The sequence below is a fragment of the Micromonospora thermarum genome (genome assembly GCF_012034245.1).
GTDB classification, from domain to species: domain Bacteria; phylum Actinomycetota; class Actinomycetes; order Mycobacteriales; family Micromonosporaceae; genus Micromonospora; species Micromonospora thermarum.
The window spans coordinates 97,214-115,622 of sequence record NZ_JAATEO010000015.1 but is presented as its reverse complement, the minus strand read 5'-3'; the positions used below and the strand labels follow the sequence as shown (position 1 = coordinate 115,622).

Here is an 18,409-nt window from a genome sequence, read left to right as displayed (position 1 = left end):
CCCGCAGTCGCGAACGAAAGGCGGGCCCGGTGAGCGGCGACGAGGTCCTGGTCGGCTACGACGGCTCGCCGGACGCCGCGCTGGCGCTGGAGTGGGCCCTGGACGAGGCCGGACGGAGCGGGCGGCCGGTGCGGCTCGCGTACGTCTTCGAGTGGCTCACCGTGACCGGGTGGATCGGCCCCGGTGTGGCACCGGGCCTGTGGCCCGACGACGCGGCCCGACGGCAGGTGGAGGAGCTGGTCCAGCGGGCGGCGGCCGACGCCGCCCGCCCGGGGCTCACGGTCACCGGCGAGGTGTACGACGGCCCGCCCGCCCTGGTGCTCCAGGAGCGCTCCGCGCAGGCCGGTCTGCTGGTGCTCGGCACCCGGGGGCACGGCGGTTTCGGCGGCCTGCTCGCCGGCTCCACGGCCGTGTCGGTCACCGCGCACGCCCACTGCCCGGTCGTGGTGGTCCGCGGCAACACCGGCGGGCGTACCCGGCACGTCGCCGTCGGCGTGGACGGCTCCGAGCACTCGCTGCTGGCGCTGGGTTTCGCCTTCGAGCAGGCCGCCGCCCGGAACGTGCCGCTGCGCGTGCTCCGCGCCTGGCACGTGCCAGCGGGGCAGCGCGCACCGTCAGATCCCGAGAACCAGGAGGCGATCCGGGCCGACCGCGCCGAGCTGGACGAGCCGCTGGCCCGCTGGGAGCGGGCGTTCCCGGACGTCGACGTGACGGTGGACGTCTCGGAGGGCAGCGCCGCCGCCCTGCTGGTGGCGGCGAGCCGCGACGCCCAGCTCGTCGTGGTCGGCACCCGGGGCCGGGGTGGGCTGGCGGGGATGCTGCTCGGCTCGGTCAGCCAGCAGCTCCTGCACCACGCGCACTGCCCGGTCGCGGTCGTCCGCGAACGCTGATCCGCCCGGCCGGCGGACAGCCGGTCGGTGCTCGTCAGGCCCGGCCCGACGGCGATCGGGCGGGCCGGAGGGCCCGGCCGGTGGGGACCTGCGCACCCTGCGCCGGTCCATGAGCTGTCGCAGGATGGAGTCGCAACCCCGCCCGGCGCCACAGCCCGTGGGGCACGATGGGCTCGAGACGGAAGGTCGTGAGGATGAGCCAGGAGACGCCGGGGCCGGACCGCCCGCTGACCACCGCGCTCGCGGAGGCTGCGGCGACCGCCGGTCACGCCCCCTCGGTGCACAACACGCAGCCGTGGCGTTGGCGGGTGCTGCCGGACACGCTGGAGCTGCGCGTCGTACGGGACCGCCAGCTCGTGGCCGCCGACCCGGAGGGGCGGCTGTCGGCCTTGAGCTGCGGCGCGGCACTACACCACGCGCGGGTGGCACTCAGCGCCGAGGGGTGGCGGCCCGCCGTGGAGCGGATGCCCGAGCCCGCCGACCCGGATCTGCTGGCCCGCCTGACCGGGCTGACCCACGTCGGGGCGGACCCGGACGCGATGCGCCTCGTGCAGTGCATGCACGTCCGCCACACCGACCGGCGGCCGGTCAGCGAGGAGCCCGTGCCGACCGCCGCGCTCGGCGACATCACCAAGGCGGTCGTCGCCGAGGGGGTGCAGTTCCAGCTGCTCGACCAGGATCAGGTCCTGGAACTGGCGGCGGCGGCCTCGCACGCCGCCACGGTGGAGGCCGAGGACCCGCAGCAGCGCGAGGAGCTGGCGTACTGGACGAGCCGCGCCGGCGGCGCCGGCCTGCCGCCCGAGGTGCTGCCGGGGGCGGCCCCGGAGACCACGGTGCCGGCCCGCGACTTCGGCCGCCCCGGCACCCTGCCCGTCGGCCCCGGCCACGACCGCGCGGCGGTGTACGCGCTGCTGTACGGCGACGAGGACGAACCGGTCGACTGGCTGCGCGCCGGCGAGGCGCTCTCGGCCGGCTGGCTGACCGCGACCCGGCTCGGTGTCTCGGTGGTGCCGCTGAGCGGAGTGGTGGAGGTGCCCGGCACCCGCCAGACGCTCCGCGGACTGCTGGCCGGCATGGGTCACCCGTACCTGGTGCTGCGCCTGGGGATCGCGGACCCGGCGCACGCCGGCCCGCCGCACACGCCGCGGCTCGCCGTCGAGCAGGTGGTCGACACCTCCGCCGTCCGGGGCGCCTGACGGGCGTGGTTCCTGCCGCCCCGGGCGATAGCATCGACCGGTGGCGAGCAGCGCACCGACCCCACGGCAGGAACCGCCGGCGACCCCCTCGCTGGGGCTGACCCCGCTGTCCCGGGTACGCCTCGACGAGCTGCTCCAGGAGATGCTGGACCGGGTCGGCGAGGTGGTCACCAGCCGGGAGCGGCTGCGCGCGCTGCTCGACGCGGTGGTCGGCATCGGCACCGACCTCGACCTGCGCAGCACGCTCCAGCGCATCGTGGAGTCGGCCTGCGGGCTGGCCGGCGCCCGGTACGGCGCGCTCGGCATCGTCGGCCGCGACCGGATGCTGCACGACTTCATCACCCACGGCATCGACGCCGAGCTGCACGCGAAGATCGGCGACCTGCCGCACGGCCGGGGGGTGCTCGGCCTGCTCATCGACGATCCGCGTCCGGTCCGGATGCCCGACATCACCCAGCACCCGAAGTCGTACGGCTTCCCGCCGCACCACCCACCGATGCACAGCTTCCTCGGCGTGCCGGTGCGCATCCGGGACCAGGTCTTCGGCAACCTCTACCTGGCCGAGAAGCAGGGTGCCGCCGAGTTCACCGAGGACGACGAAGAGATCGTGGTGGCGCTCGCCGCCGCGGCCGGCGTCGCGATCGAGAACGCGCGCCTCTACGCGCTGGCACACCGGCGGGAGCGCTGGCTCGCCGCCACCGCCGAGATCACCTCGCTGCTGCTCGGCGAGGTCCGCCGCACCGACGCGCTGAGCCTGGTGGCGCGGCGCGCCCGGGAGGTCGCCGAGGCCGAGCTGGCGCTGGTGCTGCTGTACGACCCGGACGCCGACCGGTTCACCGTCGAGGTGGTCGACGGGGCCGGCGAGCAGGCCGCTGCCCTGGTCGGCACGGTCGTGCCCGCCGCCGAGACCAGCTTCGCCGGCGCCGTCACCGAGGGCCGGCACGACCAGGTGGCCGACCTGGCCCACGCCGCGCCCTGGCCGGCGCTGCTGCACACCGGGCCGGCCGTGGTGTCCCCGCTGGCCACCGCCGACACCCTGCACGGCGTACTGGTGGTGGCGCACCACCCGGACCACGGCGGCACCAGCGACGACGACCTGGCCCTGCTGGGCAGCTTCGCCGGGCAGGCCGCGCTGGCGATGGAACGGGCGCGGGGGCAGGAGGAGCGTGAGCTGCTGGTCGTCCTGGAGGACCGCGAGCGCATCGCCCGCGACCTGCACGACGTGGTGATCCAGCGGCTGTTCGCGACCGGCCTCCAGTTGCAGAGCGCGGTACCGATGAGCGCGCGCCCGGAGGTCGCCAAGCGGATCAACGCGGCGGTCGACGACCTGGACGCCACCATCAAGGACATCCGCCGCACCATCTTCGAGCTGCGCACGCCGATGAGCGCCGCGCTGCGCACCGAGATCCGGGAGGCGGTCGAGGTGGCGGCGGAGTCGCTCGGGTTCCGGCCGGCCCTGGAGCTGGCCGGCCCGATCGACAGCGCCGTCCCCGACGAGGTCCGCCCCGACCTCACGGCCGTGCTGCGGGAGGCGCTGTCCAACGCGGTACGCCACGCGCAGGCCCACCACGTCGCCGTCGCCGTCCGCGTGGACGCCGGCCAGGTCGCGGTGACCGTCACCGACGACGGGGTCGGCTGCGACCCGGCTGCCGCGCGCGGCGGCCTGGTCAACCTGCGCGAACGCGCCGAGCGGCACGGCGGCACGTTCGAGGTGCGGCCGGTCGCCCCGCACGGCACCCGCCTGCACTGGTGCGTGCCGTTGCAGGGCTGACGCGCCCCGCGCCCCGCGCCAAGATCGTGCTGCAACCTGGATGTAGTGGTCTCAGCCGCGTGCGATGCCACTACATCCGTGTTCGAGCGTGATCTTCCAGGGGCGGTCGGCGTCGAGGCCCCGCCGGGTGGTCAGTGGGTCTTGCCGAGGAGGCGGGTGGCGAGCACAGCGGCCTGGGTCCGCCGCTCCAGGCCCAGCTTGGCCAGCACGCTCGAGACGTAGTTCTTCACCGTCTTCTCGGCGAGGAACATCTTGCCCGCGATCTCGCGGTTGGTGAGGCCCTCGGCGACGTACTCCAGGATCCGCCGCTCCTGCTCGGTGAGCGACTTCAGCTCCCGGGGCTGCTCGACGCCGCTGCGGATCCGCTCCAGCACCCGCGTGGTGATCGCCGGGTCGAGCAGCGACTGCCCCGCCGCCACCCGCCGGACCGCGTCGACCAGGTCGGTGCCGCGGATCTGCTTGAGCACGTACCCGGCGGCTCCGGCCATGATCGCCGCGAACAGGGCCTCGTCGTCCTCGTACGAGGTGAGGATCAGGCCCTTGATCGACGAGTCCACGGCCCGGATGTCGCGGCACACGTCGATGCCGCTGCCGTCGGGGAGCCGCGCGTCGAGGATCGCGACGTCGGGGCGCAGCGCCGGGATCCGCCGCGCGGCTTCCTGGGCCAGGCCGGACTCGCCGACCACCTCGATGTCACCGCTGCTGGTGAGCAGGTCGGCCAGGCCACGACGGACGACCTCGTGGTCGTCGAGCAGGAACACGCGGATCACCCCTCCTTTCTACCCGCCCCCGCCACACCCCGCACGGGCCGAAAGTCCTGACCGCCCCCCGGCCCGACCGACACGCCCCACCCGCCCCACCTCCCCGCGATCTTGCACTTTCCGCCCCGACAAAGAGCGCAAATCTCCATGAACCAGGGGCCGTAAGTGCAAGATCGCGGAAGGGGAGCCGGGGCGGTCCGTGGTGGGCCAGGCGGAAAGGGGCCTGGGCACGCTGAGCTGCGGCGGGGGCGGTGGGTCCTGGTGGGACGGGACGTCCGGCCCTGCTCGGGCGGCCCTGACGTGACGCACCGTGGGGAGGAACCCACCGAGGGCTGCACCAGCCGCCACGGAAGGAGCGACACCATGGACGCCGGCTACACCGTCGAGCAGCTACGTGCCGCCGCGACCGACGCCGTGCGGGCGCCCTCGCTGCACAACACCCAGCCGTGGCGGTTCCGCCTGCGCGACGGCGGAATCGAGATCCTGGTCGACCCGTCCCGGCGCCTGCCGGCCACCGACCCGAGCGGGTGGGGTGTCCGCATCGCCTGCGGGGCGGCGCTGTTCAACCTGCGGCTCGCCCTGGCCGTGGCCGGTACGCCGGCGACGGCGCGGCTGCGCCCGTACCCGGCCGAGCCCGACGTGGTCGCCCGGCTGGTGCCGGACGTGCCGCGCCACCCGACCCCCGCCGAGCAGGCCCTGTACGCGGCCATCCCCCGCCGGTTCAGCAACCGCGCCCCGTTCTGGCCCGACCCCGTCCCGGCGGACGTGCGGTGGCGCCTCACCGAGGCGGCCCGGGCCGAAGGGTGCTGGCTGGAGCTGCTGGTCGGGGTGAGCGCGGTGAACGCGTTCGCCGAGATCGCCCGCGGCGCGCACCGGGTGCTGGAGCGGGATCCGGCCTACCGGGCCGAGCGGGAGCAGTGGGTCCGCGCCGAGCCCGCCCCCGACGGAGTGCCGGCTTCGGCCGGCGGCCCGCAGGACGAGCCGCAGGATTTGCTGCCGTCGCGCGGCTTCGGCGGCCGGGACCGGGCCCCCGGGCGCGACTTCGAGCCGGAGCCCCTCGTGGCGGTGCTCGGCTCGACCGGCAACACCGCCGTCGACCAGGTGGTGGCCGGGCAGGCGTTGCAGCGGGTCCTGCTCACCGCCACCGACGCGGGCCTGTCGGCGTCGATGCTGTCCCAGCCGATCGAGGTGCCGACCGCCCGCGAGCAGTTGCGGCTGTCGCTGGGGCGGTTCGGCACCCCGCAGATGGTGCTGCGCGTCGGCTTCGGCCAGCCCGGCTGGCCGACCCCCCGCCGGCCGGTCGACGAGGTGCTCGACCTGCCGGTGCCGCAGGCCTGACCCGGCAGGCGCGCGACGGCGGCACCGCCGGCCGCCCGGTCCGCGACCAGCGGCCCGGTTTGGCAGGTGGCGGGCCCTCGGCACGCAGCGGCAGGCACCGGCACGGTCAGCGCGCGGCGGCCAGGACGGCCTCCTCCCGGGCCGGGTCGAGGCCGACCGGGGCGCGCTGCGGGCGGCCGGCCCGGGGCGGCACGGTGCCGACCGCCCGCAGCCAGGCCCAGGTGTCGGCGACGGTCTCGGCGACGGGGCGGCAGGTCAGGCCGGCCGCGTACGCGCGGCTGACGTCGCGCTCCTGCAACCAGCGGTACGGATGCCCCTGCGGGATCCAGACCGGCAGGTCGTTCCACGGTTCCACGTCGGCGGCCAGGATCGCCTCGGGGTCGGTCCAGCGCAGCCGCGCGCCGGCCCCGGTCACCGTGACGGCGGCGTCCAGCAGTGCGCCCATCGTGGCGTGGCCGGTACGGCTGATCACGTTGTACGTCCCGCCGGGCACAACCGGATCGAGCAGGAAGGCGGCGAGGTCGCGCGCGTCGATGTACTGCAGGGGCAGGTCGGCCGGGCCCGGCGCCAGCACGTCCCCGCCCCGGGCGACGCGCTCCAGCCACCACGGCAGCCGGCCGATGTCCTCGCCGGGGCCGAGGATCAGACCGGCACGGGCGATCAGCGCGCTCTCCCCGTACACCTCGCGCACGGCGCGTTCGGCACCGGCCTTGTTGGACGCGTAGTCGGCGTCGTCCGCGTCCGGCGCGGCGTCGACGACGGGGGCGTCCTCGGCCGATCCGGGCTCCACCGGCTCGGCGTAGACGGAGCCGCTGGAGACGTAGACGTAGCGCCCGACACGCCCGGCCAGGGCGCGGGCCGTCTCCCCCGCGGCCCGCGGCGCCCCGTCCCAGGTGTCGACCACCACGTCCCACTCACCGCCGGCGAGGGCGGCCAGGCCACCGGGCGCGGTCCGGTCGCCCCGCAGCCGTTCCACACCGGACGGTACGGTCCCGTGCCGGCCCCGGTTGAACACCGTCACCGACCAGCCATCACGCACCGCCTCGGCGACCGTCGCTCCGCCCACGAATCCCGTACCACCCAGCACCAGCAGTCTCATGCGCTCCACTCTGCCGGTCGGCGCGCCCGGTCCGGCACCGCGTTCACCGTCAGCGGATCTGCCGACGGCAGAACACCGCGCCGTGGCCTCCGTCGCCGGGCCGGGACGGACAGTGACGGCGGCGGCAGGAATAATGACGCGAGCCCGTCCGGGGGAACGGTCGATCGTGGAGCCTCCCCCGGTCCGACCGACCCGAGCGAGGACCCGCCATGACCGAGGGCCACCCCTCCGTCCCGAGCCCGCCCGCCCCACCCTGGGCCCAGCCACCCGCCCCGGTGCCGCCACCGCCCCACAAATCGGGGCGCGGCCTGTGGGTCGCGTTGGGCGCGGTCGGGGTGGCCCTGCTGGTGCTGCTGGTCGGCTCGGTGGTCGCCGTCTCGGTCTACCTGGACCGTTCCTCCTCCACCACGGCAGCCGGCTCGGACGAGATCGACACGCTGCTGGCGGAGCACACCCGGGCGCTGAGGGAGCGGGACCTCGGGGCGTACCTGGCGCCGTTCGACCCGGGCGACAAGGACCTGGTTGCCCGGCAGACCACGCTGTTCCACAACCTCACCAAGCTGCCCCTGGCCGAGGCACGGTACGAGGAGTTCGGCGCCAGCACGGCCACCGAGGGCACCTTCGACGTACGGGTGTCGTTCGTGCACCGGTTCGAGGGCATGGACCCGACGCCGGTCGAGGAGCTGTACAAGTGGACGGTCACCCGCGCCGGCACGGACGCCCCGTTGAAGGTCACCGCCGTCGGTGGCGCCCTCGTCGACGGCCCCGCCCGGGACATGACCACCTACTACCCGGCACCGTGGGACACCGGCCGCGCCATCCACGTGGAGAAGACCCCGCACACCGTGCTCGTCGTCGACGAGTCGCTCAAGGCCGAGGCGCAGCGGTACGCGCCGGTCGCCGAGCGCGCGGCGACGGAGGACCTGGCCGCCTGGCAGGCCGGCGGCGTCGACGCGACGGCGCCGCAGGGCTTCGTCATCTCCCTGGTCAAGGGCAAGAAGGAGTTGGGCTCGCTCTACCGGACGACGAAGGAGACGCCCACCGAGTCCGGGGTCGCGATCCCGGTGCCGCCGGCCGGGGCGATCGACGGTGCGGACGCGTCCGCGCCCGAGGTGGGCACCAGCCGCGTGGTGATCGACGTGACGGACGAGTACCACTTCACCAAGGGCGACCGGGAGCTGGAGATCTTCCGGCACGAGCTGGCCCACGCCATCGTCAACGTGCTGCTGAAGCGTGGCCGGGGGGCGACCGCGCTGGACGGCCCGGAGAGCTGGGTCGTCGAGGGGTTCGCCGAGTACCTGGCCCACGGCCGGAAGGCGTTCACCACCAGCGACCGCACCGCCGAGTCGACGAGGATCCTCCGCTCGTACGACTTCCGGCAGGACCTGCCCGGCAACGCGGCCTGGGAGACGGAGGGACGGTTGAGCTACCACTACTGGCTGGGCCACTCGGCGATGAGCTACATCGCGGAGCGCCACGGCGAGCAGAAGGTCTTCCAGCTCGTCACCGAGCACTACCGGGGCACGCCGATCGGCGACGTGACCCGGAGCGTGCTCGGCATGTCGTACGCGGACTTCGAGGCCGGCTGGGCCGAGCACCTGCGGTCCGCGGTGCGCTGACCCGGCGAGGCCGGGACGGCGGCCGGGTGCCGCCGACGCACAGTGCCCGCTCCGGATGGAGCGGGCACCGAGGCGCGGCGGTTCAGGCTCTGCGGAGGCCGGCGACCTGGAGCGCGGCGAACCCGGCGACCACGACCGCCTGTGCGATCACGAGCGCGGTGCCGAGTGCGGTCAACGGGAACCAGCCGGCGACGAGCAGCTCGACGCTCGCGACCACCCACGCGACGTTGACGGCGATCACGCCAGCCACGGCGGGCCGGCTCACGGCCGGCCTCGACGCGAGGAGGAGCAGACCGGCGGCGAAGGCGATCAGGAACGCACCGATCGGGTAGAGGAAGGCGGCGGGCAGGCCGAACATCTCGCCGAAGATCGCCGCGGCGGCGAGGTAGACGACCCCGTTGGCGCCCGAGCCGATCGCGTCCTGCTTGAGGGCGAAGCGAAGCAGCCTGGCGTCGTCGGCGGTCCGGCCGGTGCTGGCGATGGTGGTCATCTCGAAGGTCCCTTCGTGGGGCTGACGTGCGTCTGATCACGAAGCTACGGAGATCGCGGCCATGCCGAATCCGTCATCGTGACGGTAGGTTGCCAGTCGTGCTGCACGGACGGGCCGAGGAACAGGCGGAGATCGACCGGCTGTTGGACGGTGCCCGGGACGGCCGGAGCGGCGCCCTGGTCCTTCGCGGCCCCGCGGGGATCGGCAAGTCGGCGCTCCTGGCGTACGCCGCCGAGCAGGCGGCCGGCATGCGGGTGGTGCGCGGCGTCGGGATCGAGTCGGAGGCGGCACTGCCGTTCGCCGCGCTGCACCTGCTCCTGCGCACCGGGCTGGACCGGATCCACGCGCTGCCCGACGCCCAGGCGACCGCGCTCAGCGGTGCACTCGGGCTGCGCGACGCCCCGCCGGACAGCCGGTTCCTGGTCGGTCTGGCCACGCTGAGTCTCCTGTCCGAGTTGGCCGGGGACGGCGCGCTGCTCTGTCTCGTCGACGACGCGCAGTGGTTCGACCAGGCGTCCATGGACGCCCTGGTGTTCGCCGCACGCCGACTCGACGCGGACGGCGTCGTCATGGTCTTCGCCGCCCGCCCGGACTTTCCGGCCACCGGCCTGCCGGAGCGCCGGTTGGACGGACTGGACGACACTTCGGCCGCCGCCCTGCTCCCCGCCGACCTTCCGCCGCAGGTCCGGGAACGACTCATCCGGGAGTCGGACGGCAACCCGCTGGCGCTCATCGAGCTGCCCGCCGCGCTCAGTCCGGAACAGCGGGCGGGGCGACTGTCGCCGGTGGGGGCGATGCCCGTGGCCGACCGGGTTCAGGAGGCGTTCCACGCACAGGTGGCCGCGCTTCCCGAGCCCACGCGCACCGCGCTCCTGATCGCGGCGGCGGACGGCTCCGGCGAGCTGGCGACGCTGGTCGCCGCCGGCGCTTCCCTCGCCGGCCTCGAAGCGGCCGAGCGGAGCCGGCTGATCGAGATCAGAGGGTCGACCGTCGGCTTCCGCCATCCCCTGATCAGGGCTGCCGCCTACCAGAGTGCCCCCGTGACCGCGCGCCTCGCCGCGCACCGGGCTCTCGCCGACGCCCTGACCAGCGCGACCTCGGTGGATGCCACCGACCGGCGGGCCTGGCACCTGGCCGCCGCCGCGTTCGGTCCCGACGAGGACGTCGCACGACGGCTGGAGGAGGCGGCGGGTCGCGCCCGTGACCGCGGCGGCCACGCCGCCATGGCCGCCGCCTACGAGCGGGCCGCCGAGCTCACCGCCGATCCGGTACGCCGGTCCGCGCGGCTGGCCGCCGCCGCGCTGGCCGCGAGCGACGCCGGCCTGATGGGTCGCGCGGCCGGACTCGCCGACCGGGCCACGCCGGACCTGGACGACCCGGCGATGACCGTGGCGCTGACGCAGGTCCGCGCCCATCGCGAGGTCGAGTCGGGCACCCCGCTGGCGGCGGGCCGGATCATCCTGGACGCCGTTCCCCGCGTGGCGGCCCACGCCACCGAGCAGGCCACCTGGCTGCTGGTGGAGGCCGTTCGCTGTGCCTGGTTCGCCGGTGACGCGCCGGTGGCGGAGCAGGCGGTCGCGTCGCTCCAGGAACTGCCCGCCCTCAGTTCGCGTGTGTCGACGGCACCGCCCGGCCACCTCGGGACGTCGACACACGCCCTGGTCGGCCAGGCGGTCGGGCTGACCCGGTTGTTGAGCGGCGACATCGCCGGTGGAGCGGACCGCGTACGGCGGGTGCTCGACTCGCCGGCGCTGGTGGGGCTGGGCGTACCGGGGCTCACCTTCACCGCCGGCGCCTGCCTCCCGGCGGGCCGCGCCGCGCTCTGCGAGGAGATCGCCGCGCGGGTCGTGGCGGACTGCCGGGCCAGCGGGATGATCGGCTGGCTGGCGTTCGCGTTGCAGGACCAGGGGTTCGCCCAGGGGCTGCTGGGCCGGTACGGCGAGGCGACGGCGACACTCGACGCGGGGCTGCGACTGGCGACGGATCTGGGTCACCAGCACCGGGTCACCCATCTCACCTGTTGCCTCGCCTGGGTGCTCGCCCATCAGGGGGACGTGGCGGGATGTCGCGACCGGGCCGAGGAGGGTGTCCGGCAGGCCGACGGCCGAGGGCTGGTTGTCGCCGCGACCATCGGGCGTTGGGCGCTCGGCCGGCTCGAACTCAGCCTGGGGAACGCCGACGCCGCCCTGGAACAGTTGGCGGCCGTCCCGCCGGGCGGGTTCGGCGTCCTCTGCGCCGCCGACGAGGTGGAGGCGGCCGTCCGCAGTGGCCGGTCGGACCGGGCCCGGCAGCCGCTCGAGCGCTACCTGACCTGGGCGCGGCACGTCCGCCAACCGGCCTCGGACGCGGTCGCCCTGCGCTGCCGGGCGCTCGTCGACCAGGACGAGACGCACTTCGTGGACGCCGTTCGTCGGCACGAGGGCGACGGTAATCCGTACGAGCGGGCGAGGACGCGACTCGCGTACGGTGAGTGGCTACGCCGGGCCCGGAGGCGGGCGGACGCCCGAGCGCAGCTCCGCGGCGCGCTGGAGACGTTCGACCGACTCGGTGCGGAGTTGTGGGCCGCACGGGCCCGTGCCGAGCTGCGCGCGACCGGGGACGTGCCGGCCGCGCCCCGCAAGGCCGGCGACCCGCTCAGTGTGCTCACGCCCCAGGAACGCGAGGTCGTACGGCTGGCCGCCGGTGGCGCCTCCAACCGCGACATCGCCGCCCAGCTCTTCCTCAGCCCGCGGACGGTCGGGTACCACCTCTACAAGGCGTTCCCCAAGCTCGGCATCACGTCCCGGTCCCAGTTGGCGACCATCACCCGGGCCGCCTCCGGCGAATGACGAACGGCCGCGCACAGCGCGGCCGTTTCATGATCGTGGTGGGCGATACTGGGTTTGAACCAGTGACCTCTTCCGTGTCAAGGAAGCGCGCTCCCACTGCGCCAATCGCCCGTGGCGCCCATCCCGACCCGGCTCAGCGGGTGGGCGGTTCGCGAGCGGACGACGGGATTCGAACCCGCGACCCTCACCTTGGCAAGGTGATGCGCTACCAGCTGCGCTACGTCCGCGTGCCGCCGGATATCCCCGGCGACGGGCTCCACTCTACCCGACCACCAAGATCGCCCGGCGGCCACCCCGTTCCCGGCGTGGTTGCGCAGGTCGCGCCCTGGGTACAGAACCCGGTCGACAGCACACCACATCCCGAAGAAGGAGGCTGTCGTGGGTATCGGCACCAGCATCTTCCTGCTCGCGCTCGGCGCGATCCTGACCTTCGCCCTGGACGCCACGCTCGCCGGCATCGACCTCGACGTGGTCGGCTGGATCCTGATGGCCGCCGGCGTGCTCGGCCTGATCATGACGACGCTCGTGTGGGGCCGCCGGCGGACGGTCGTCAGCACCAGCGACGAGCCGGTCGAGTACCGGCGGGTGGAGGAGCGTCGCGACATCGCCCCGCCGCTCTGATTCGACCCCCTGCCACGCGGGACGCGCCGGCCACCTGCGACGGTGGCCGGCGCGCCCGTGTCCGGGATCCGGTCAGGAGGCCGTGGTCACCAGAACGTCGCCGCTCGTGCTGGCCGCCTCGATCCGCAGGGCCGAGTTACCGCTCGCGGTCTGGCTGACCGGCAGGTCGCTGCGGGCCGTACCGCTGCGGCTGGACAGGTCGACGCGGGCGGTGACGCCCGGGCGGACGCCCACGCGAATGGAGCCCGGCCCGGTGCGGACCTGGATCCGGCCGGTGACCGCCTCGGCGATGGCGATGCGGTTGGCCCCGGTGGTGAGGGACAGGTCGGCCTCGACGGTGCCGATGCTCACGGTGCCGGCGCCCGTGGTGAGCCGGGCGCCGCCGCCGCTGATCCGGCCGATCTCGACATGCCCCTGCCCGATGCGGGCGTCGAGCTGGCCGCCACTCTCGGCGAGCCGGAGCGACCCGTCCCCGTTCCGGATCTTGCACTTGCCGTCGACCCGGTCGGCGGTGAGGCCGCCGCCGCTCGACTGGAGCTCGAGTGAGCCGGCCCGCCCGCTGACGGTGAACTGGGCGTCGCTGCCGGTCAGCTGGATCTTCGAGCCCGGCCGGGCCCGGACGACGACGCGTACCGGCACCGGCCGCAGCCGCCGGCGGGGCGGCTGCACGACCAGCCGGCCCCGGGTGAAGTGGACCGTCGTGCCACGCAGGACGTCGGCGATCGCGTCGGCCGGTGTGGAACCGGACGCCGGCGACACCGCGACGGTGACGGCGTCGGTCTCCACCAGCTCGACCAGGGCCTCGCCAGCGCTGAGGTGGACCTGGATGTCGGCCGGCTCGGGGCAGTTGAACGATTCGATGCGGACGGTGGAGTCGATGTCAGCCATCGCGGACCCTTCCTTCGTCGAGGCGGCGCGGGTGCACCGCGTGGTCGGTGGGACGGTGGTTGTGCGGGTCAGCCGACGACCCAGCCGCTGATCCGGCTTCGGACGAGGCCGGACCGGCGGCCGCGCCGCTCCAGCGACTCCTGCACGGACCGGACGAGCCAGGTGTTGAGCGAGACGCCCTGCGCGCCGGCGGCCTCCTCCGCCCGGACCTTCAGTTCCTCGGGCAGCCGCAGGGTGACGCGGCTGGTCTCCCCCGACGCCTCCAGCACCGGCGGCTCGGTGGCGGACTCCTCGGGTTCCGGAAGATCGGTGACGACGACGGCAGCGTCGCGGCCGTCGAGCCGGACCTCGACGACCGGCCCCGCCAGCCGGTCGGTGACCTCGGCGGCGAAATCGGACAGGGCGGTGAGCAGTGCCAGCCGGGCCGCGGGTTCGAGCGCGGCGGCCAGCAGCGCGGCGGTGCGGCGGGTCTCGTCGTCCCCGGCGGCCGCCGTGCGGGCGAGGGCGGCGTCGAGATCGGCGAGGTACGGTGCGAGGTTCATGACACCATGATGACGTCATGCGTGGCGTCAGTCAAGGGTTTCTGACGTCAGAATGACGTCATGCCGGATACGAACGGGGGCGGCCGGGCCCCGCCAGTCCGACCGCCCCACGCTTCATGCCCCTCAAGCCCGGACGGGCACCTGCACCTCCGACGTCACCGGGGCGTCCCAGTCGATGCGGTAACGCTGCTCGGGGCCGAGGGTCTTCTCCGGGTTGAGGAAGGTCTTCAGCGCGAGCGGCATCATGATCCGCATCATCGTCTTGGCGAACGGGCCGACCGTCTTGCTGTTCGTGGTGCGCTTGCCCCGCAGGATGATCTTCTCGACCCGCTCGCGGCGCAGCTTCTCGTACGCGGCGAAGGCGCTCGGCAGATCCTCGAAGTCCCGCAGGCAGCGGGCCACCTGGACGGCGCTCTCGGTGGCCATCGACGCGCCCTGGCCGGAACTGGGCGACGGCGCGTGCACCGCGTCGCCGACCAGCACCATGCGGCCTCGGTACCAGTGCGGGAGCGACGGCATGCTCTCGATCGACCCGATCGCGACCAGGGCCTCCGGGCTGGTGTGCTCGACAACCTGGCGGGCCGGCACGTCGTCGGCGAAGGTCGCGCGCAACTCGCGCAGCCACTGCGACGCCGAGATCTCGTTGGCCTTCGCGAACGTCATCGGGCGCTTGTCCGGCACGTTGGCGAACCACGCCGTCCGGCCGTCGGGCTGGACCCAGTACCCGAAGAACGCCTTCTTGCCGAAGACGAAGTACATCGAGTCCGGGTCGGCGTCCGGCACCGCGTAGTCGGCGGCGGCGCCGAAGTTGAGCAGCGGCATCACCGTGGGGCGCGGCGCGTTCGGGTCGATCAGCGTCCGCACCCGCGACCGCACGCCGTCGCAGCCGACCAGCACGTCGCCGGTGGCGGTGGTGCCGTCCTCGAAGTGGGCCACGACCCCGTCCGCGGTCTCCTTGGCGTCGACCAGGCGCTTGCCGTACTCGATGCGTACGCCCTGCGCCTCCGCGCGCTCGTGCAGCACCCGGGACAGCTCGTCCCGCCAGACGCCGAGCGTGGTCGGCTGGACCGAGACGTGCGGGAACTCGCCGATGCGGACCCCGTAGCCGTCGCTGACCACCGTGCGGTTCATCGGAAGACCGATGGACCGTACGGCGTCGTCGGCGCCCACCAGGCGCATCGCCTCCACCCCGTTGGGGGCGAGCGTCAGTGTGACACCGATGCCGTCGGCCACCGAGGGGTAAGCCTCGTAGACCGTTGCCTCGATGCCGGCCTTGCGCAGCGCCATCGCGGCGACCGGGCCGGCGACGCCACCCCCGATGACCAGCGCCCTCTTTGCGGCTGTCATGTACGACTCCCCATGGTCTCCGGCCAGGACTTCAGGTGACCCGGCGCTGTGAAACGACTGGATTCGGTGCGTGACCTCACGATGACATCAGGCGTGACGTCAGTCAAGGACATTTTGACGTCTGGATGACGTCATAGAGGTGTCACAGCGGAGCGCCTGCGACCACCGGCCACTGGGCGCGGCGGTCATGCACGGCTCCCCATGGCTTCCTGCCAGGACTTCACGTAGCCCGGCGCGGTGAGCGACTGGATCAGCTCGGTGACGAACGCGCTCTCCGCCTCCATCAGCGCGAGTGCGTACCGTTCCTCGACGAGGAAGTACCACTCGACGCCCCGGGCGAGGGCCTCGTCGGTGGCGGCGCGACTCTCGTCGATCTTGACGCCCAGCGCCGCCAGCCGCTTCCGCAGCACCTCGACGACGTCGTCGGGTGGGAGCAGGCTCAGAAGCGACAGCGCGACAGCGAAGTGCGGGTACTCCTCCCGCGGCTGCGCCAGCAGTGCGCGCAGCCAGTCGTGGAACTCGTGACGCCCCTCGTCGGTGATCTCGTAGACCGTGCGTTCCGGCCGCTGGCCGTCGCGCACCGTCTCCCGCTCGACGATGAAGCCCGCCCTGGTGAGCTGCTCGACCACCATGTAGAGCGAACTCCGGGTGAACTTGATGTGCCGGTCCTTGCCGCTCTGCTGGAGCCGGCGCCCCAGCTCGTACGGGTGCATCGGCTCCAGGAGCAGCCAGGCGAGAACGGCCAGCGCCAACGGGTTCGGCACGCGACGACGTCGCTCCACTGAGCACTCCTAAAGGTCGATATCGACTATCCAGGATCGACCATTCGATGTCAACCATTCGCGGTCGTCGGGATGCGGACAGTGATCGAGAGTCTGGGGCCCGCCGGCCGACGGCGGCTCGACCCGCGTCCGGAGGGCGCTGACGACCACTCGGCCCGCGTTCGGACGGCGCCCACGACCCGCGAGCCCGGGTCCAGTGACGCTCGATCCGGGCGCGACACCACTGCCCGACGCTACGGCCGGACTCGAAGTGACCACCCGGCCGCGCCGGGACTTCGACGCAGGCACCAAACCCCATTCGCCCCCGAGCCGGAGGTGACCTCCCATGGTGGACACGACCAGGTCCCCCGCCGCGGCGGCCGTCCCGCCGCCCCGCACCGACCCGACCGACCGACTGTTCACCAGCGGGTGGTTCCGCAGCCTGTTCGTGGCCGAGCTGTGGGAACGGTTCGGCTTCTACGGCATGCAGGCCATCCTGGTGCTGTACGCGGTCGCCCCGACCGGCCAGGGCGGGCTGGGCCTGAGCGCGGGCAGCGGCGCCGCCCTGTTCGGCGCCTTCATCGGCATCACGTTCATGTTCGCGCTGCCCGGCGGCTGGCTCGCCGACCGGGTGCTGGGCCAGCAGCGCGCGATGGTGGCCGGGCTCGCCCTGATCTCCCTCGGCTGCTTCACCCTCGCGCTGCCGCCGTCCCCGCTGACCCTGATCGGCCTGCTGTTCATCTCCGCCGGCTTCGGCCTGTTCAAGCCCAACCACCAGGCGCTGGTCAACATGCTCGCCGGCACCCCTGGGCGGCGCGAGGCCACGCTGGCCGCGTTCTTCGTCGGCATCCAGGCGATCGGCCTGCTGGCGCCGCTGGTGATCGGCGCGATCGGCGAGCGGGTGAGCTGGCGGCTCGCCTTCGCCACCATCGGCGCCGTCGTCGCGGTCGGCGTCTTCACCACGGCCGCGGGGCGGCGCGCCCTCGGCACGGCGGGCGCCCACCGGGCCCGCCCGCTGTCGCCGGCCGAACGCCGGGCGCTGCTGCACCGCCTACTGCCGGTCGTCGGCGTCCTCGTGCTGCTGCTGGTCGTCGGCCTGAGCGCCGGGGTGGTCCCGCCGCAGGCCGCACTCGGGATCGTCGGCCTCCTGCTCATCGCCGCGCCGTGGGGCGCGTACCGGCGGCTGCGCCGCAACCCGGAGCTGACCGGGAACGACCGCTGGCGCCTGTCGGTGATGCTGCGGCTGATGCTGGCCGCCACCATCTTCTGGCTGCTGGCCGGGCAGGACGGCTCGGTGCTGACGTTGTTCGCCAAGGACTCCACCGACCGCACCATCTTCGGCTTCACGTTCCCGGCGAGTTGGCTGCAGGGCGCCACCCCGCTGTTCATGCTGCTGCTCGCGCCGCTGATCGCCTGGCAGCTGACCCGGCTCGGCGCGCGGGTCGCCGTACCCGACAAGTTCGCCTTCGGTCTGCTGCTGGCCGGCGTGAGCTTCCTGGTGATGACGGCGGCGGCGGCGCTCGCGGCCGGTGGCGACCGGGTGTCGCCGCTCTGGCTGCTCTCGGTCTACCTGCTGCACGCCCTGGGCGAGATCGTGGTGGCCGCGGTGAGCATCAGCGCCATCGCGGACCTCGTCCCGCGTGCCTTCCTGGGCCAGGCGATCGGGGTCTACTGGCTCTTCGCCGCGTTGGGCGGCGGCCTGAGCGCCCAGGTCGGCGCGCTGATCGACGTGGTCTCCGGGCCGGTGTACTACCTCTCGCTCGCCGTGGTCGCGCTCGCGATCGGCGCCCTGTTCGTGGCCTTCCGCCGCCGGCTGAACGCGCCGTTCGTGGACGACGCGCCGCGCCCGGCCGCGCCGGTGCCCGCGCCGCGCGCCGCCCGCCCCGCGGGCCAGCAGTGACGGGCGGCCCGAGCGGGCCTCCACGGAGTCTCGACGTCCAGCCGAAAACCTTGGAGCCGGCCCGGACCGGGCCGGCCGGGCAGGGAAGGGGTCAGTGGTGACGAAGATCAACCTCGATGACGTACGGCGTCTGCTGCGCGAGAGCGCCGGCGTCGACGAGTCGGTCGACCTCGACGGCGACGTCGGGGACCTGGAGTTCCAGGACCTGGGGTACGACTCGCTCGCGGTGCTGGAGCTGACGGCCCGCATCGAGCAGGAGTACGGGGTGAAGGTCCGCGAGGACGACGTGACGGAGCTGACCACCCCGGCCCGCCTCGTCGACTACGTCAACCGGCACGCGGTGGTGCCGTGACGGTGA

Annotated in this window: 16 protein-coding genes and 2 tRNA genes; 9 read left to right on the top strand and 9 right to left on the bottom strand. The window is 74.0% G+C overall.

The genetic code is table 11. The annotated features are described in order from the left end of the window. Positions 1–29 precede the first annotated feature (29 nt). The 3 genes from HCJ94_RS15735 to HCJ94_RS15725 all read left to right on the top strand — a co-directional run bounded on the left by HCJ94_RS15735 (position 30) and on the right by HCJ94_RS15725 (position 3,857). Positions 30–890 (top strand): universal stress protein, encoded by an 861-nt coding sequence (locus tag HCJ94_RS15735; RefSeq protein WP_168001764.1) that lies wholly within the window; start codon positions 30–32, stop codon positions 888–890. A gap of 194 nt (positions 891–1,084) precedes the next feature. Then, positions 1,085–2,086 (top strand): Acg family FMN-binding oxidoreductase, encoded by a 1,002-nt coding sequence (locus tag HCJ94_RS15730; RefSeq protein ID WP_168001763.1) that lies wholly within the window; start codon positions 1,085–1,087, stop codon positions 2,084–2,086. A 97-nt stretch (positions 2,087–2,183) separates the two neighbouring features. Next, positions 2,184–3,857, top strand: a complete 1,674-nt coding sequence (locus HCJ94_RS15725) for a sensor histidine kinase (RefSeq protein WP_168001794.1) — start codon at positions 2,184–2,186, stop codon at positions 3,855–3,857. Positions 3,858–3,988: 131 nt separating this feature from the next. Here HCJ94_RS15725 and HCJ94_RS15720 read toward each other — a convergent pair whose 3' ends face one another. Then, positions 3,989–4,627, bottom strand: a complete 639-nt coding sequence (locus tag HCJ94_RS15720; protein ID WP_168001762.1) for a response regulator — start codon at positions 4,625–4,627, stop codon at positions 3,989–3,991. 354 nt (positions 4,628–4,981) lie between these two features. On the opposite strand from HCJ94_RS15720, the gene HCJ94_RS15715 reads away from it, so the two are divergent. Continuing rightward, positions 4,982–5,956: an Acg family FMN-binding oxidoreductase gene (locus HCJ94_RS15715; RefSeq protein ID WP_168001761.1), complete on the top strand. Its 975-nt coding sequence runs from the start codon at positions 4,982–4,984 to the stop codon at positions 5,954–5,956. Positions 5,957–6,062: 106 nt separating this feature from the next. On the opposite strand, the gene HCJ94_RS15710 is transcribed toward HCJ94_RS15715, so the two are convergent. Next, complete coding sequence (locus HCJ94_RS15710) at positions 6,063–7,055, bottom strand: NAD-dependent epimerase/dehydratase family protein (RefSeq protein ID WP_168001760.1); 993 nt, start codon at positions 7,053–7,055, stop codon at positions 6,063–6,065. Between the two features lie 209 nt (positions 7,056–7,264). Here HCJ94_RS15710 and HCJ94_RS15705 point away from each other — a divergent pair, with 209 nt between their 5' ends. Continuing rightward, positions 7,265–8,674, top strand: coding sequence for a hypothetical protein (locus tag HCJ94_RS15705; RefSeq protein WP_168001759.1), 1,410 nt, complete (start codon positions 7,265–7,267; stop codon positions 8,672–8,674). A gap of 82 nt (positions 8,675–8,756) precedes the next feature. On the opposite strand, the gene HCJ94_RS15700 is transcribed toward HCJ94_RS15705, so the two are convergent. After that, complete coding sequence (locus HCJ94_RS15700) at positions 8,757–9,164, bottom strand: hypothetical protein (protein ID WP_168001758.1); 408 nt, start codon at positions 9,162–9,164, stop codon at positions 8,757–8,759. 98 nt (positions 9,165–9,262) lie between these two features. On the opposite strand from HCJ94_RS15700, the gene HCJ94_RS15695 reads away from it, so the two are divergent. After that, the gene (locus HCJ94_RS15695) at positions 9,263–11,992 is read left to right on the top strand and encodes a helix-turn-helix transcriptional regulator (protein WP_205801340.1); all 2,730 of its coding nucleotides are present in this window, start codon (positions 9,263–9,265) and stop codon (positions 11,990–11,992) included. A 36-nt stretch (positions 11,993–12,028) separates the two neighbouring features. Here the strand turns inward: HCJ94_RS15695 and HCJ94_RS15690 are convergent. Both HCJ94_RS15690 and HCJ94_RS15685 read right to left on the bottom strand, forming a co-directional pair. Continuing rightward, a tRNA-Val gene (locus HCJ94_RS15690) sits at positions 12,029–12,103 on the bottom strand. A 43-nt stretch (positions 12,104–12,146) separates the two neighbouring features. Continuing rightward, a tRNA-Gly gene (locus HCJ94_RS15685) sits at positions 12,147–12,219 on the bottom strand. Positions 12,220–12,370: 151 nt separating this feature from the next. Between HCJ94_RS15685 and HCJ94_RS15680 the strand changes: the two genes are divergently transcribed. Beyond that, the gene (locus HCJ94_RS15680; protein ID WP_168001756.1) at positions 12,371–12,613 is read left to right on the top strand and encodes a DUF6458 family protein; all 243 of its coding nucleotides are present in this window, start codon (positions 12,371–12,373) and stop codon (positions 12,611–12,613) included. A 72-nt stretch (positions 12,614–12,685) separates the two neighbouring features. On the opposite strand, the gene HCJ94_RS15675 is transcribed toward HCJ94_RS15680, so the two are convergent. The 4 genes from HCJ94_RS15675 to HCJ94_RS15660 form a co-directional block, all read right to left on the bottom strand. Next, the gene (locus tag HCJ94_RS15675; RefSeq protein WP_168001755.1) at positions 12,686–13,501 is read right to left on the bottom strand and encodes a DUF4097 family beta strand repeat-containing protein; all 816 of its coding nucleotides are present in this window, start codon (positions 13,499–13,501) and stop codon (positions 12,686–12,688) included. Positions 13,502–13,569: 68 nt separating this feature from the next. Continuing rightward, positions 13,570–14,043, bottom strand: a complete 474-nt coding sequence (locus HCJ94_RS15670; protein ID WP_168001754.1) for a toxin-antitoxin system HicB family antitoxin — start codon at positions 14,041–14,043, stop codon at positions 13,570–13,572. Positions 14,044–14,166: 123 nt separating this feature from the next. Further along, entirely contained in the window at positions 14,167–15,390 is a 1,224-nt protein-coding gene (locus HCJ94_RS15665; protein WP_168001753.1) for an FAD-dependent oxidoreductase, read from the bottom strand. A gap of 185 nt (positions 15,391–15,575) precedes the next feature. Continuing rightward, on the bottom strand, positions 15,576–16,172 hold the full coding sequence (locus HCJ94_RS15660) for a PadR family transcriptional regulator (protein WP_168001752.1): 597 nt from the start codon (positions 16,170–16,172) through the stop codon (positions 15,576–15,578). A gap of 325 nt (positions 16,173–16,497) precedes the next feature. Here HCJ94_RS15660 and HCJ94_RS15655 point away from each other — a divergent pair, with 325 nt between their 5' ends. Both HCJ94_RS15655 and HCJ94_RS15650 read left to right on the top strand, forming a co-directional pair. Beyond that, entirely contained in the window at positions 16,498–18,051 is a 1,554-nt protein-coding gene (locus HCJ94_RS15655; protein WP_168001751.1) for a peptide MFS transporter, read from the top strand. Positions 18,052–18,148: 97 nt separating this feature from the next. Next, positions 18,149–18,403, top strand: a complete 255-nt coding sequence (locus HCJ94_RS15650) for an acyl carrier protein (RefSeq protein ID WP_168001750.1) — start codon at positions 18,149–18,151, stop codon at positions 18,401–18,403. The last annotated feature ends 6 nt before the right edge of the window (positions 18,404–18,409 follow it).

Coding starts and splice junctions, on each gene's coding strand:
- HCJ94_RS15700 (WP_168001758.1), bottom strand. CDS start 9,164: ATGACCACCATCGCCAGCACCGGCCGGACCGCCGACGACGCCAGGCTG.
- HCJ94_RS15655 (WP_168001751.1), top strand. CDS start 16,498: ATGGTGGACACGACCAGGTCCCCCGCCGCGGCGGCCGTCCCGCCGCCC.
- HCJ94_RS15665 (WP_168001753.1), bottom strand. CDS start 15,390: ATGACAGCCGCAAAGAGGGCGCTGGTCATCGGGGGTGGCGTCGCCGGC.
- HCJ94_RS15705 (WP_168001759.1), top strand. CDS start 7,265: ATGACCGAGGGCCACCCCTCCGTCCCGAGCCCGCCCGCCCCACCCTGG.
- HCJ94_RS15675 (WP_168001755.1), bottom strand. CDS start 13,501: ATGGCTGACATCGACTCCACCGTCCGCATCGAATCGTTCAACTGCCCC.
- HCJ94_RS15670 (WP_168001754.1), bottom strand. CDS start 14,043: ATGAACCTCGCACCGTACCTCGCCGATCTCGACGCCGCCCTCGCCCGC.
- HCJ94_RS15715 (WP_168001761.1), top strand. CDS start 4,982: ATGGACGCCGGCTACACCGTCGAGCAGCTACGTGCCGCCGCGACCGAC.
- HCJ94_RS15710 (WP_168001760.1), bottom strand. CDS start 7,055: ATGAGACTGCTGGTGCTGGGTGGTACGGGATTCGTGGGCGGAGCGACG.
- HCJ94_RS15730 (WP_168001763.1), top strand. CDS start 1,085: ATGAGCCAGGAGACGCCGGGGCCGGACCGCCCGCTGACCACCGCGCTC.